This is a genomic window from uncultured Dubosiella sp., from assembly GCF_964018005.1.
GTDB lineage: Bacteria > Bacillota_I > Bacilli_A > Erysipelotrichales > Erysipelotrichaceae > Dubosiella > Dubosiella muris.
In genome coordinates this window covers 125,643-140,563 of record NZ_CAXHOA010000002.1, presented here as the reverse complement: position 1 = coordinate 140,563, position 14,921 = coordinate 125,643, and the positions used below count along the sequence as shown (strand labels likewise).

The following is a 14,921-nucleotide window of genomic DNA, read 5'->3' as shown; positions in this document are numbered from 1 at the left end:
AAAGTGTGAACCATCATGAATGAAATGAAAAAAAAGCCCCTGTTCAATCCGCAAGGCGACACCGACGTGCGGCTGCGGAAGATGATTGGCGGCAACACGACCAACCTCAACGACTTCAACACGCTGAAATACGCCTGGGTCAGCGACTGGTACCGGCAGGCGATGAACAATTTCTGGATCCCCGAGGAAATCAACCTCGCGCAGGACGTCAAGGACTATCCGCTTCTTTCCAAGGCGGAGCGAAGCGCCTACGACAAAATTCTGAGCTTTCTGATTTTTCTTGACTCGATCCAGACGGCCAACCTGCCCAACATCAGCGAGTACACGACCGCCAACGAAGTCAACTTGTGCCTGTCTATCCAGACATTTCAGGAATGCGTCCATTCCCAAAGCTACAGCTACATGCTGGACACGATTTGCTCGCCGGAAAAACGCGAGGAAATTTTGTACCAGTGGAAAACCGACGAGCATTTGCTGAAGCGCAACACGTTCATCGGCGACTTGTACAACGAGTTCCAGGAACGCAAAGACGCCCAAACCTTTTTGAAAGTCATCATGGCCAACTACATTTTGGAAGGCATTTACTTTTACAGCGGCTTCATGTTCTTTTACAATTTGTCGCGCAACGGCAAAATGCCAGGCTCCGCGCAAGAGATCCGATACATCAATCGGGATGAAAACACCCACTTGTGGCTGTTCCGCAACATTTTCCAGGAACTTCAAAAAGAGGAGCCGCAGCTGTTCACCCCGGAAATGATCCAGACGCTCAAGGAAATGCTGGAAGAAGGCGTCCGGCAGGAAATCGCCTGGGGCCACTACGTCATTGGCGACGACATTCCCGGCCTCAACAAGCAGATGGTCACCGACTACATCCGCTATTTGGGCAATTTGCGCTGGTCCGGTTTAGGCTTTGGCGATTTGTACGAAGACAACCGCACCGAGCCGGCCAGCATGAGCTGGGTGAGCCAGTACTCCAACGCCAACCTGGTCAAGACCGACTTTTTCGAAGCGAAAAGCACCGCCTACGCCAAGAGCACGGCGCTTGTCGACGACCTCTAAAATCCAACCCGGACAATCATCCGGGTTTTTTATTGCAGCGAAACGACTTCGTCAAAGAGCGAGAGCACGTTCTCGTCGCTTGTGTGCATCACGACCACACACGTCTTCCCCGATTTTACCAAATCGCGCAGCACGTCCAGCTGAAGCGCGGGATCCAGACCGGTCGTCGGCTCGTCGAGCAGCAGCCACGCCTTGTTTTGGGCGAGGATCCGTTCGAGCTCGACGCGTCGGGCTTGTCCGCCCGACAAGTTCGCCACATCCGTGTCCGCATCGTCCAAAACAAACGCGATGTTTTCCAAAACCGTCCCTTCGAGCAGCGGCTGGAACTGTGGCATCCAGGCGATCGTTTCCAGTAGCGTGTCCATGTCCACACCGGATTTTCCGTTGTATAAAACCGTTCCGGAATCGGGTCGCAGGATGCCAAGCATCAATCGAAGCAATGTCGTCTTGCCAAAGCCGGAAGGCGCCTGGATCAAGTACGAGCGGCCCGACAAAAACGTGTAGGAAAAATCTCGCAAACAGCGTTTGTCGCCCCAGCCAAAATCGACATGTTCGAACCGGATGGATTCGAGCGCCAAAAGCGGCTGCGGATCGGCAAACGGGGAAAGCGAGGCTTCCATACAACGGGCAAGACGAAACGCGCCGGCCTGTCTGGACCATAGCGTCGGCAAATTCGTGACCGGTTCGATGACGTAGTTGAGCAGCTGGACAAAGACGACGACTTCGCCGGGCGTCAAGGTGTTGGTGCGGATGGCGATGAAGCCGCCCACGCAGCAAATCCCAAGCTGGGAAACGAGGGCGTTGAGCGCCCCGATCTGGCTCATGCGCTGCACGCATACACGCTTGTCGAGCAGCGCTTGCTCGTACGGGATCGTCTTTTTCTCGTACAACGCGTTGGCGAATCCAAACTTCCGGCCCACAAACAAATCTTTGTGGTTGTCCAGCAGGTTTTGCACCCCGGCGACGAGCCCGGCCTGCTTTGCGGCGACTTGCTCGTTCATTTGAGCCAGCGGCTTTCCAGCTTGAAAAGACAAGACGAGAGGAAGAAGCGAGACGCCAAGCGCGAGCGCCGTCAGCAGGGCGTTGTAGGAAAGCATGAGAACGAGTGCTCCGATGCCGGTCACAACCAGACTCACTTCTTTGCCGATGGGATCGAGTCCTTCCTCGCGGACGTTTTCCATGTTGGTCGTGAGCATCGCCACGTAGTCTTTGTTGGAATGAAGACAAAATTTGGAGCCGCTTTGGCGCATCACGGCTTCGAACGTCTTTGTCCGGTACGCGTTCATCGTGTGGAAAAGAAACGCGTTTCGCGCCCGGCAGTACAACGTGTACACGCCGCCATATCCGGCAATGAGGATTCCGCTCTTGATCGCGCAAAGCGTCAGCCTGTTTGGATCGAAATTGACGATGGCGTCGATCGCGTCTTTTAACAAAATGGAAAAATACAAGTCGAGCAGCGAAAGAAGAACGACCAGCACGAGTGACAACGCGAGACACATTCGGTTTTCTTTCATGGACTGCCGCAGCAAATCGGAAATTTTCATGGGGCTCACCTTCCTTTTTCGCTATCGTACTCTCCTTGTTTTCAAAAAGCGGTCAAACGTTCCATTCGTCAAAAAATTGAGCTTTAAGCCAATCGCTGATAAAATTGTTCCATGGAAAACGGACAGATAACATACATTGGAAAATGGATTCGCTGGCGGCGCAAGGCGCTTGGTCTTTCGCAGGCGGCTTTTTTGAAAGCGCACCCGCTCTGTTCGCGCAAGACATTGTCGCTTTTGGAAAACGGCAAAAGCGATATACGACTGGATTTGATCGAAGACTTGCTGCTGGCATTCGATGTCCGGCCCCAACCGGATCAGACCGTTCTTTCCGACCGGTGCTGGAACATGCTCGCCGACGCGTACGAAACGTACGATGTGCCTACCATGGAAGCGCGAATCACGAGGATCGAAACGACGCTTCGTCCGTTTTCGCGTGATCTCTTTTGCCGCGACGCGCTCGACTTTCTGGATTTGCTGCGACGGTTTTTATCCCGCGAGCTTTCGTTTGATCAAGCCGCTTCCTTGTGGCGCTTTTTGGAACCGGTATGGCCACGAAGCGTGCAGGATCTGGCGCTGGCGATGCGCTATGGCGCCCATCTTTCCGTTGGCGTTCCTTTTGAAGAGGAAAAGAAGCTGTCCCAAAGCGAATTTCTGCCCAACCGCATCTCCTATGGTTACCGGTTGTGGGAAACCGACCGGCGGCACTTGCTTTCCGTGCACATCAACCAGCTCGAAAGCGAGGTGTCTTACGCGCAAAATCCCATCCGGACAATGGATCTTTGGATTTTGAAGCTCATTTCCTTTTCCAAAGCGGAACGTAGCGACTGGAAGCACACGTGGAACCACATCACGACACACTGGAACGACGTCTGCCTCGACTCGAAACGAGCGGTTTACGTCCACAACCTTACGATGGCTTTTTTCGAGAAAGACGAGCTAAAAACCGTCGCCCGGTGGCTGGAAACCGTTCCGGACTGGAGCCGCACTTCCCTGGCGTTGCGCCTGGTCGCGATCGTCACGTTTTCGCGGCTGGATAAAATGGACCGGCTTTCCTTGTGCCTTGTATCCAATACGGACGATCCGGGCAATCCGCAATATCCGTACCTTCATTATTTCCGGCTGAAATACGAAAAAGGACTCAATGCCGACACGCTGCTTGACGCGCTGGCCAAAGACGTCTGGCCGCTGGCCCGAGACGACTCGTTTTTTGGACCGGTGTTTGAACGGGAATTGCGGGAACTGGTAATCCAAACGCGCAGATACCGGCTTTTGACGTTGTTGTAAAAGCAAGGCTTTTTTTATTTTCTTTGTCCTGCTATCGGAAGGCGGGTATAATAATCTATAGTTATGGAAGGTTTTGGAAAGGCCCAGGTAAGGATTATGAAGAAAAAACAGTATTTCCTCTTACTCATCGGCTTGATGGCGGTTTTCGTCATGCCGTTCTATTTTTACTATATTTCCCCGCACCCTCGCGAAATCAAGCGGTTTGGCGTCACGTACATGACGATGAACAATCCGTTTTACGAGGTCATCAACAACGAGCTGCTCAAGGAAATCGAATCCCGGGGCGACCAGTTGATCGTGCGCGACCCCCTTCTCAATTTCACAAAGCAAAAAGAACAAATCGAACAGTTTATCGCGATGAAGGTCGATGGCATTTTCGTCAATCCCGTCGATTCGAAGGCTCTGGAGCCGACGTTGAAAAAAGCGAAGGAAGCCGGCATTCCGGTCATCGCGATCGACGTGCCGCTCAGCGACTCGACCTCGCTTGTTTCCACCATCGTGTCCGACAACTACGACGCCGGCGTGCAATGCGCCCGGCACATCATGACCCATTACGATTCGGGAACGATCGCCTTGCTCAAACACTCGGCTGTGCAGTCCGCCAGCGACCGGATCCGCGGCTTCAAGGACACGATCGCGTCCGATTCCCGTTTTCGCATCGTCAACGAGGCCGAATGCCTTGGCCAGCTGGAGATCGCCATGCCGCAAACGCAGCAAATGCTGCAGGAAACCCCGGATGTCACGATCATCATGGCGCTCAACGATCCAAGTGCGCTGGGCGCCAAGGCGGCTTTGAAGACGCTCGATCGCGACGACGTCCGCATTTACGGCGTCGACGGCACCCCGGAAATGAAAACGTTGATCGGGCAGGATCCGAGCATTTCGGGCACGGTGGCCCAGTCGCCTTACGTGATTGGCCAAACCGCGATTCGCTCCATGTACGACTATTTGGAACGAAAACCGGTCGCGAAAGACATCGTGATCGAAGTGGAAATGATCGACGAGAAAACGATTTCGCGCTTTTCGAAAGGAGGCTGGCAGTGATGCGTTCCTATTTTCGGACGATGGGCCGGCTGCGGCTCGCTCTTGTCGTCTTAAACTACGTCATTGTCATGTTTTACGCCAGCGTGTTTTTGACCGCGACGAAAACCGTCGTCGTGCGCCAGCGCAGCGCCGCCTTTCTGGATACGCTCGAACACATTCCGAAAAACCCTCTGTTTGTCTTTTTTGGATGCTTTGGCTTGTACGCCTTGTTCGCCGCGCTTGTGCTGCGCCACACGCCCCGGGCTCCCTTTTCGTTTTCCAGCCTCGCGATGGAATGGGGACTGGCCTTCGTCATCCTCTTCCTGCTGGATTTCACGACCCAGTCCGTCGTGCTCCTTGTCATTTGCGACGGCTTGTTTCATGTGCGGGACTTGAAAAACAGCCATCTTTTCGCGATGCTCGCGCTGGCCGTTCTTTTGTATTTGGGAACCAATTTTTCGATCATGAGCCCGATTGTCCCGCTGACCGATTTGCACCAGTACTTTCTTGTCTTTTCCCCGACGGTGCGCGCGCTGCTCCTGCTGCTCTGCTCGTTGATCGAAGGCGTCAACCTGCTGCTGTTTATCACGTTTATCGCCTGCTTTACCGTCAACCAGTACGAGGAAAAGGAAAGCATCGCCCAGGAGCTGGACATGGTGAATCAGGTCAACGAGGAGCTGCGAAACTACGCGGCGCTCACGGAGCAGATCGCCCAAAACAACGAGCGCAAACGCATCGCCCGCGAGATCCACGACACGCTGGGCCACGCGCTGACGGGCATCGCGGCCGGCATCGACGCCTGTCTGGTTATGATCGACAAAAAGCCGGAGGCGGTCAAACCACAGCTGCAACGCGTGCGCAACGTCGTCACGGAAGGCATTGGCGATGTGCGCAACTCCTTACAAAAGCTGCGGCCCGGCGCCCTGGAGCAGCAGGGACTTGAAGGCGCACTGAAAAAAATGATCAACGAATTCATTTCGGTGTCCCATGTCGAGATCACGCTGTGCTGGCAAATGCCCCCGATCGACTTTGAAAAGACAAAAGAGGATGCCTTGTTCCGGATGATTCAGGAGTGCATCACCAATTCGATCCGTCATGGACATGCCAACCGGATCCAAGTCGTCGTCTGGCACGAGGAAAGCGATCCCGGACACATGCGCATCGTCGTCAAGGACAACGGAGCGGGCTGCGCCTCGATCGTGCCCGGGTATGGCTTGATGCAAATGCAGGAGCGAATCGAAACGATTCACGGCTCTTTGCGATTCGACGGATCGAACGGATTTGTTTGCGAAGCGAGAATTCCGCTGCAGAAAGGAGAATGGAATGATTAAAATATTGATTGCGGACGATCAGGAAATGATCCGCAGTTCGCTGGAAATTATTTTGTCGTGCGAGGACGGCTTGTGCGTGAAAGGCGTCGCTAAAAACGGCGTGGAGGTGCTGGATTTTTTAGAACGCGAGCCGGTCGATGTCATCTTAATGGACATTCGAATGCCGGTCATGGATGGCGTGTTGTGCACGAAAAAGGTAAAATCGCGCTGGCCTGACACAAAAGTCATCATTTTGACGACGTTCGACGATGACGACTTTGTTTTTTCGGCCTTGCAGTACGGGGCCAGCGGCTATTTGCTGAAGGCCGGCGATCTGGACACGCTCCAGCAGGCGATCAAGACCGTCCACTCGGGCGGCGCGATGATCAATCCCGGCATCGCCCGCAAAGTGGTCGATTTGTTTTCCCATATGAAAAACACGCCCATCATCCACGTGGACGAGGCGTCCATCGACGGCCTTTCCGACCTGGAATGGGATGTGATTCAGGAAATCGGGCACGGCCGCTCCAACAAGGAAATCGCCAAGCGGCTTTGCTTGTCGGAAGGAACGGTGCGCAACTATCTCTCCCGCATTCTTGACAAGCTCCAGCTGCGGGACCGGACGCAAGTGGCGATTTGGGCTGTCGAGCACGGCTACACGGGGAAACGGAAATGATATCCAAGCCAAAGCTGCGATGGGTCGCGGCCGGTCTTGTCGTTTTCGCGCTGGCGCTTTCCATCGTTTACGCGCAACGTCCCGCCGTGATCCGGCTGGGTATTTTCACAGGTGGCGGCTGGGGCGTGCCTTCCGCATCGACATACGCGTTTGTGGACGGCATTCTCGAGCGGTTTGAAGCCGAGCATCCCGGGGTGCGGGTGGAATACGATTCAGGAATCCGCCATGGCGACTATCCCTCGTGGATGGCCGACCGGATCCTCACAGGCGAATGTCCGGACGTGTTTTTGATTTTGGACGAGGACTTGCTCCAGTACGCCCGGCTTGGCGTGCTGAAAAACCTCAACCCGCAAATTTCGTCGGATCCCGATTTTCAACCGGATCGCTACTATCCGGGAACGCTCGAACGAGGACGCTACGACATCCAGCAGTTCGCGCTGCCGCTCGAATACAACCCCGAAATGATGTTCGTCAACATTTCCCTGCTGGAAAAGGAAGGCATTTCCATCCCGGACGAAACCTGGGATGTCGACGATTTTTACGCCATTTGCAAGCAAGTGACAAAAGATTTGGACGGCAACGGAACGATTGAACAGTTCGGCGTTTACGGCTACGACTGGCGCCACGCGATGACCGCATACGATGTCCATCTCGCCACGCAAAGCGGCAGGCTCCAGCTGAACCAGCCTTCGATCGTGACGGCGATTGGCCGGCTCAAGGAGCTGCGGCAGCTTGAACAGGAAACGCCGCCCAACCAGGACGATCTGGACGCGGGCCGCGTCGCGTTCGCTCCGATGAGCTACGCGGAGTTCATCACCTACAACCCGTATCCGTGGCGGATCAAGCGCTACGCCAATTTCGACTGGCGCTGCATTCCAATGCCTTCGCAAACGAAAGAAGACGGCTTTTACAGCGGTTCCTCCCTTTATATGGGCATCTCGAGCCGGACGCTTTACGCCAATCTTTCGTGGTCGCTGCTCAAGGCGTTTTGCTATGAGGAGCAAAGTCAAAAAGAAATCGTGTTTAACGGCTTGGGCGTCAGTCCGATTGTTTTGGACCAGTACGATCCGGAAATTGACGGCTACTATGAAAACATCGGCATTTCCGCCACTCTGGTCGACAACATCATGAAGAAAAATCCGCAATACAGCGTCGAACTCGACGATTCGGATCTTCTGCTGCTTGATACGCGAATCCAATCCATGATAGATGGCGACGACGATTTGGATCTCGCGCTCATGAAACTCGAACAGGATCTCAATCTCGCGAAAAGCGAAAAGTAAAAACAGGACGGCAACGTCCTGTTTTTATAGAAGGAAGATGAGAATATAATGGGTTTTTATTTTCGATATTTTTTCTTCAAGATCGCCAAAATGCCCAGCAGACTCGCTCCCGCGGTCGCGAACATTTGCGTCATGCCAGTTGCCGCTGCCGTGCTTGCCGATGGCCGGCGCGTGGAAGTCGTTCCACTTGAATTTGAGCCGCTCGTACCAGTCGATCCGCCCGTTGCCGGTTTCACCAGCTGCTTGATCGCGTTCTCAAGCGCCTTGCACGCTTCATCCACGTCCTGTTGCGACGCGTCTTGTTTGGACTGGATCGCTTTCGCGTCGTTTAACGCTTTCACAAACGCTTCCCAACTCTTGGCGGTGTAGTCCTTTTCCTTCAAGCCTTCTGCTTTTTGGATGGCCTCCTCCAGCTTCGTCTTGTCCACAACTACCGGCTGTTCTGCTTTCTTCAGCGCCTTTTGCGCGTCATTCAGCGCTTTCGTGGCTTCATCCACCGCGTCCTGGCTCGCTTTGTCGTCTTTGGCGACTTCGTTCGCCTTGTTCAACGCGGCTGCGAACACCTTCCAGCTTTCCGGCGTGTAGTCCGCTTCATTCAATTTGCCTGCCGCCTCGATGGCCGCATTCAAATCCGTCTTATCGACAACGACTGGCGTTTCGATTTCTTTCAAACCGGCTTTGGCGGTTTCCAGATCGGCCAGCGCCTTGTCTACCGTTTTCTGATCGGCTTGCTCGTTTGCCGCAACGGTTTGCGCCGTCTTCAACGCGGCCGCGAACACATCCCAGCTTTCCTGCGTGTATGGTGCCGGATCCACTTTGGACGCTTCTTCGATCGCTTCGTTCAACGTCGTCTTGTCCACAACGACTGGTTGTTCCGGCTTCAAGGTCAATCCTTTGATGGCCGCGTTCAACGCGTTCAGCGCTTTATCCACTTGTTCCTGCGTCATGTTTTCATTTTCAAGAACTTCGATCGCGTTTCCATACGCTTCATCAAGCGCCGCAACACTTTCCGCCGTGTACGCTTCCCGGTCGATGTTTTTCGCTTCCTCGCATGCCTTTTTCAGCGCGTCGGCATCGACAACCGGCTGCTCCGGCTTCTTCAACGCCTTTTGCGCGTCATTCAACGCTTTCGCGGCTTCATCCACCGCGTCCTGGCTCGCCTTGTCGTCTTTGGCGACTTCGTTCGCCTTGTTCAGCGCTTCGACAAACGCCTTCCAGCTTTCCGGCGTGTAGTCCGCTTCATTCAGCTTGCCGGCCGCCTCGATGGCTTTATTCAACGTCGTCTTGTCCACAACGACTGGTTGTTCCGGCTTCAAGGTCAATCCTTTGATGGCCGCGTTCAACGCGTTCAGCGCTTTATCCACTTGTTCCTGCGTCATGTTTTCATTTTCAAGAACTTCGATCGCGTTTCCATACGCTTCATCAAGCGCCGCAACACTTTCCGCCGTGTACGCTTCCCGGTCGATGTTTTTCGCTTCCTCGCATGCCTTTTTCAGCGCGTCGGCATCGACAACCGGCTGCTCCGGCTTCTTCAACGCCTTTTGCGCGTCATTCAACGCTTTCGCGGCTTCATCCACCGCGTCCTGGCTCGCCTTGTCGTCTTTGGCGACTTCGTTCGCCTTGTTCAGCGCTTCGACAAACGCCTTCCAGCTTTCCGGCGTGTAGTCCGCTTCATTCAGCTTGCCGGCCGCCTCGATGGCCGCATTCAAATCCGTCTTGTCTACAACGACCGGCTGTTCCGCCGTCGTGACCATAAAGTTTTTGAATGACGCTTTGCCATCCCACAGACCCAGTCCGACATGGGCTGTATCAAAGTGGGAATCGACGGCATCGTAGGTATGCTTTAACACTTCTTTTCCATCCACAGACACGGTGACGCTCTTTCCTTTTTTGGTGATTTCCACATTGTGGTAGGTATCGTCACACAGTGGCTTATCCAGCTCGACGGTCGCGTCATCTCCACCGCCAAACCGGAACAGACGCAGCGCGTTGTCTTGTGTCAGCTGCACGGCATACGCCTCCTTGTCGAAAGGACTGCCGTTGGAGGCAAAGAAGATGTTGACCAGTCCCGAACCGAATTTCACATCGGTCGACACGGTGTAATCCTTGTCAAATGTTTCCTTGGACAGCCAGAAGGCGTTTTGCCCTTTGTTGTCGTTGATAAGCTCGTCGTTTTCAATGACCCAGTTGCCATCGGTCACCGTGTCGTTCACGTTGGTGTTGAAATTGTCTTCCTTGACCGTGATCGCGAATTCCAGTTTAAGCGCCGGATCCGACTTCGCCTGGACGGTGATCGTCGCCGTGCCCGCTTTGTGTCCGCTCACGATTCCGTTTTCATCGACCGACGCGACATCCGGGTTATCTGAAGACCATTCCACGCTCTGATCCGTATCAACCGGAAGAATGTAAGCCGAAAGCTGTTTCGTTTTTCCGGTATAAATCGTTTGTTCTCTGGCGTCCGACGAATCAATTATCGTGCCGACATTTTCTTTTTCCCAAATCGAATCCAGCGGATAGACCGTCAAATCCACCTGGCAAGGATCACCTTCCACCACAACGCTTGCGCCACGGGAAGTTGGAAGCGGGAAGATCTGGTTCGCGCCTGCCGCCGTGTAACCGTTGGCAAACACTTCCACACTGCTTGCGTCCACAAACAAGTGGAGGTCGATCGACCCGTCCGCGTTGCGTGTCGTCTTGCTTCTTTGAATCAGATCCGACAAATCCTGGCTGTTCGTCTCGGCAAATTTATTCGAAATTTGAATGCCGGATTTGGAACGGTCGAGTGTCAGCGTATTGTTTTCCACATCGTAAATAACGGCTGTTTCTTCGCCATTGGCGCCTGTGCGCACTTTAAATCCGACCTTCTTCGTGCCGCTTTCCGGGATAAAGCGCGATACGATTTCATAGCTTGTTCCCTGGAAATCTTTCAACAAATCGTTGTCCGCGCCGACTTTGTCTGATTTTTCCACACCTGTGCCTCGAAGCTGTTCATACGCGTCGATTGGTGTTTGCGTCAGACGATATACGCCATTGGCGTCCCGCACCAATCCGATTTTCAAATGCAGGTTGAACGTTCCATTGTATTTCTGTCCTACCGTGTCGGCGACCTGATCGCAGTAGTCGTCCCACGTGTTCATCCAGTTCAATTCGATAATATCCGGAATGGTCGGGTTGGCCGCGGTTCCAAAGCTGGACTCGTAATACGTCATCGCCGCGTAGGAATCGCGTCCAAAATTCATGACGCCATCCTTGTCCTTGTAGTAGTCGTCCGGCACGAACGTCCATTTTCCATCGACTTCCTTCAAGTCGCCGACTTTGTAAAAACGCCCGCCTCTGGAAAGAATCCACTTCACTGTGCCGTCGACTTGCTGCGGATACAAATCCGGACATTCGGTATGCAAATCGTTGTACGCCGACTCCTCTTTCCAGTTCACCATGTCGTCGCTTGAATAAATGCGCAGTGGTCCGCCCGCCACGACCATGAACCATTTGCCTTCCCAGTTGAATACTTTCGGATCGCGGAAATCTTTGTTGTAGAGGGAATCGTCGCTCCAGTCCGCCGCGATTTTATCCGATTTTTTCCACGTCTTGCCTTCATCCTCGCTGTACGCGAGCTTGATTCGCTGGCCGTTGCCGTTTACCGTAATGTACGCGATCAATCCGCCTTTGTTCGTTTTAAACAATTTGGACGCGTTGGTTTCGTCCACCGCCACGCAGCCCGAAAACATCGTTCCGTTCATATCCGGATAAAAAGCGACTGGTTCCTCCTCCCAATGAAGAAGATCGGTGCTGGTCGCGTGCATCCAGTGCATCGGTCCCCACTTGGTGTCGTCGTAGAACTGATAAAACATGTGGTATTTTCCATTGTATTTGACAAGGCCGTTTGGATCGTTGGCCCATCCTTCCTTGACCGAATAATGGAACTGTCCGCGATATGGCTCATTGTAGTAGGTGGATTCTTTCGCGAACCGGTGCACATTCAGACGATACGTCCTTGAAACGCCCCCCTGCTCGATTGTCATCGTAATCCAGTTGGCGCCTTCGGCGATTGGAATATCCTGTCCGGCGGCGTACGTCGTTCCATCCTTTTCAAACGTCACGTTCGCGCCTTCTTTGATTTGCGCTTCCAAATAAACCGTTTGGGCGTCGTTTTTCACGTACTGCATCCATGTCGGCGATTCCGGGAAAAACTGCGCTTTCTTATCGACCGTGCCTGTATGGGATTTGACATCCACATCCAAAACGACCGGCGTGTTGTTTTCGTTAAGAACGGTGAATTTCGTGTTTTGGAACACGGCCTCGCTGTTCCAGTTCAACAAGCCGTAATAGCCTTTCGTCACGATCGTGTTTTGTCCAAGATCGTCCTTTTGCATCGTAAAGTCGCCAAGATTGGCGATGAGAACACCGTTGACCCAATACTGGATCGACCCGTCGATGCACACGACTTTCAAATGGTACGTATCCGCTTTTTCGACTTCCTTTTCGGTAATCAGCTGCTGGGCCTGGTCAGCCTCCCAGCGCCAGAATTTCGCCTTATGGCTGCCGGCATCCACATTGACCGCGTAGCCTTCCTTGCCGTTTTCGGTATTGGAAAAGCGGAACAACAGTCCGGCCGCCCCCGTATCGCCCCGGTAAGAAAGATCGGTTTCGTACACAAAGTTCTCTCCTTCCATTTGCGAAATGAGGAACGTGTCGCCTTTTCCTGTGGCGTCCGAAAAAAGTCCATCATCGCTCATCGACCAGCTTCCGCCTTGCGCGACCGATTCACCCAAATTGTTATCCCACCGATTATCCGTCTCGATTGGCTTCTTTTCCTGTTCGACTGTGCGATCCGTGAACCGGACATTCGAGAACGCCGCCTTGGCGCAAAATGTCAGCAATCCGACATAGCCGCCTTCCCAGTTTTCGATCGTCCCGGTCGCTGTGTGCATATTCGCACCCACGTTGCCAAATGTATATGTCAAAGAACCGTCTGCTTTCACGTCCACCGCCAGATGCAGTGGTTTGGTCGCATCGACATCGTCGACACGTCCGCCCGAAAGAATGTCGCGTCCCGCGCCGAATACGCGGAAATAGTCCGCCTCGTTTTTCCGCCTTGTATCGACGTTCGCTCCATACCACTTTGTGCCCGGCTGTTTTTTATTGGCCGCGCCAAACACGAGCGCCGCCGACATCTGGTCGCCTTCCTCGCCTTCGCCAGTTCCTGCCAGCAGCTGCACATCCGCCTCGAAATGGAAATCATTCGACGGGGTTTTCTGCGTGCTCAGCATCGCGAAATGATCGCCAGCCGCGTCCAGGATCAGCGCGTTTTGATCCACCGTGCTTCCCCCCGCGCCGACATTGTTGAAGTCTTCCGGCTTCACATCGTCCGCGCTTTTCAAAGCGGCTTTCGCGTCGTTCAACGCCTGCAGCGCCTGGGCCACCGTTTCCTCGCTCGCCGTGTCGTTATTTGCGACTTCTTTGGCCTTGTTCAACGCTTCCGTGAATGTTTTCCAGCTTTCTGTCGTGTATTCGGCTTCGTTCAGCTTGCCTGCCTCTTCGATTGCCTTGTTCAGGTCGGTCTTGTCCACACTTGGCTGGACCGGCTTTTTCTCTAATGCGGTTTGCGCCTCTGTCAGTGCTTTCGCCGCGTTATTCACGGCTTCTTGATTCGCCGTGTCGTCATTTGTGACTTCTTTGGCCTTGTTCAACGCTTCCGTGAACACTTCCCAGCTTTCTGTCGTATAGTCGGCTTCGTTCAGCTTGCCTGCCTCTTCGATCGCCTTGTTCAGGTCAGTCTTGTCCACACTTGGCTGGATCGGTTTTTCCTTCAGAGCCTCTTTCGCTGCTTGCAGCTGCGTGAGCGCCGCATTGATTTCTTCCTGGCTGACTGCTTTTTGTGCCACTTGCAATGCATCCACAAGCGCCTGCCAGCTCTCCGCCTCATAGTCCGCTTCACTTAGCGTCTGGCACTCCGCTATCAGTGCGTCCAAATCCGTGCGATCGGGAGCGGGTGGCTGCTCTTCCTCTTTTTCCAGCACAATGTTCGAGAAAGTCGCGCTGGAGGAATAAGTCATTAAGCCGATCCTTCCGCCATTGTAGCCTTCTTTTAATTCCGAACTGCAAACCAGTATCCCGTTGATCCAATAAGAAACGGTTCCCGCGGACGCCACTTGCACTTTCAAGGTGAAAGGCTGCGACAAGTCGATTCCATTGGCCTCAAACCATGTATTGGCTTGTCCTTTATCTCCCGGGCAGACCGCTTCGTGGGTCAAAGAATTGCCCCAAAGTCTGGCCGGATTGTTCCAGTCTATCTTCTTATGCACATTGGCCCGCATATCCCCGAATGCCAGCGCGGCCGATTGCTGACCGGCTTCAAAGTCGTTGAACGTCACCGTCGCCTGGTATGTGAAATACTTCGCCTCGCCCAGCTCGTCAAGCCACAACTCATTATCTCCGCCTGTGTTGTCAACCGTCACGCTTCCAACGGTCAAGGTTTCCGCATGGACCGGCCATGATGCCAACGGTCCAGCGACTGTACCAAGACTAAGCATAGCGGCGAGCACCGCGTTACCCGTTCGAATCAATATTCTCTTCTTCTCCATCTTCCCATCTCTCCTTTGTTGGATATCAGTATATCTGTCCTTATTCGATATCAGTATTTCATAAGAAGAAATAAGTAAAAAGTGATAATTGTCATCACTTTCCAAAAGAAAAGGAGGTTCCGTTTTTGATGCCTTCAAGCAACCGCTTCTCTCGCATG

The 14,921-nt window shown here is 53.6% G+C and carries 8 protein-coding genes; 6 read left to right on the top strand and 2 right to left on the bottom strand.

What is annotated here, in order from left to right:
• The first annotated feature begins 15 nt into the window (after positions 1–15).
• Entirely contained in the window at positions 16–1,059 is a 1,044-nt protein-coding gene (locus ABNS49_RS02390; protein WP_135980854.1) for a ribonucleotide-diphosphate reductase subunit beta, read from the top strand.
• Positions 1,060–1,088: 29 nt separating this feature from the next.
• Here ABNS49_RS02390 and ABNS49_RS02385 read toward each other — a convergent pair whose 3' ends face one another.
• Complete coding sequence (locus ABNS49_RS02385; RefSeq protein WP_135980855.1) at positions 1,089–2,603, bottom strand: ABC transporter ATP-binding protein; 1,515 nt, start codon at positions 2,601–2,603, stop codon at positions 1,089–1,091.
• Between the two features lie 111 nt (positions 2,604–2,714).
• Here ABNS49_RS02385 and ABNS49_RS02380 point away from each other — a divergent pair, with 111 nt between their 5' ends.
• From ABNS49_RS02380 to ABNS49_RS02360, 5 genes are all read left to right on the top strand, one after another.
• A complete protein-coding gene (locus ABNS49_RS02380) occupies positions 2,715–3,887 on the top strand; it encodes a helix-turn-helix transcriptional regulator (protein WP_348687820.1) in 1,173 nt (390 codons plus the stop codon).
• A 96-nt stretch (positions 3,888–3,983) separates the two neighbouring features.
• Entirely contained in the window at positions 3,984–4,931 is a 948-nt protein-coding gene (locus ABNS49_RS02375) for a sugar ABC transporter substrate-binding protein (protein WP_277820840.1), read from the top strand.
• The gene (locus ABNS49_RS02370; RefSeq protein WP_135980857.1) at positions 4,931–6,241 is read left to right on the top strand and encodes a sensor histidine kinase; all 1,311 of its coding nucleotides are present in this window, start codon (positions 4,931–4,933) and stop codon (positions 6,239–6,241) included. Before ABNS49_RS02375 ends, ABNS49_RS02370 begins: the two co-directional genes overlap by 1 nt.
• Positions 6,234–6,896: a response regulator transcription factor gene (locus ABNS49_RS02365; protein ID WP_135980858.1), complete on the top strand. Its 663-nt coding sequence runs from the start codon at positions 6,234–6,236 to the stop codon at positions 6,894–6,896. Before ABNS49_RS02370 ends, ABNS49_RS02365 begins: the two co-directional genes overlap by 8 nt.
• Positions 6,893–8,179: an extracellular solute-binding protein gene (locus ABNS49_RS02360; RefSeq protein WP_289197313.1), complete on the top strand. Its 1,287-nt coding sequence runs from the start codon at positions 6,893–6,895 to the stop codon at positions 8,177–8,179. The genes ABNS49_RS02365 and ABNS49_RS02360 overlap by 4 nt, the downstream gene beginning before the upstream one ends.
• A 56-nt stretch (positions 8,180–8,235) precedes the next feature.
• Here ABNS49_RS02360 and ABNS49_RS02355 read toward each other — a convergent pair whose 3' ends face one another.
• Complete coding sequence (locus tag ABNS49_RS02355) at positions 8,236–14,763, bottom strand: GH32 C-terminal domain-containing protein (protein ID WP_305085458.1); 6,528 nt, start codon at positions 14,761–14,763, stop codon at positions 8,236–8,238.
• Positions 14,764–14,921: the final 158 nt, after the last annotated feature.

Excerpts from the sequence above, each read along its gene's own strand:
- ABNS49_RS02355 (WP_305085458.1), bottom strand. The coding sequence starts at position 14,763 with ATGGAGAAGAAGAGAATATTGATTCGAACGGGTAACGCGGTGCTCGCC.
- ABNS49_RS02375 (WP_277820840.1), top strand. The coding sequence starts at position 3,984 with ATGAAGAAAAAACAGTATTTCCTCTTACTCATCGGCTTGATGGCGGTT.
- ABNS49_RS02385 (WP_135980855.1), bottom strand. The coding sequence starts at position 2,603 with ATGAAAATTTCCGATTTGCTGCGGCAGTCCATGAAAGAAAACCGAATG.
- ABNS49_RS02380 (WP_348687820.1), top strand. The coding sequence starts at position 2,715 with ATGGAAAACGGACAGATAACATACATTGGAAAATGGATTCGCTGGCGG.
- ABNS49_RS02370 (WP_135980857.1), top strand. The coding sequence starts at position 4,931 with ATGCGTTCCTATTTTCGGACGATGGGCCGGCTGCGGCTCGCTCTTGTC.
- ABNS49_RS02360 (WP_289197313.1), top strand. The coding sequence starts at position 6,893 with ATGATATCCAAGCCAAAGCTGCGATGGGTCGCGGCCGGTCTTGTCGTT.
- ABNS49_RS02365 (WP_135980858.1), top strand. The coding sequence starts at position 6,234 with ATGATTAAAATATTGATTGCGGACGATCAGGAAATGATCCGCAGTTCG.
- ABNS49_RS02390 (WP_135980854.1), top strand. The coding sequence starts at position 16 with ATGAATGAAATGAAAAAAAAGCCCCTGTTCAATCCGCAAGGCGACACC.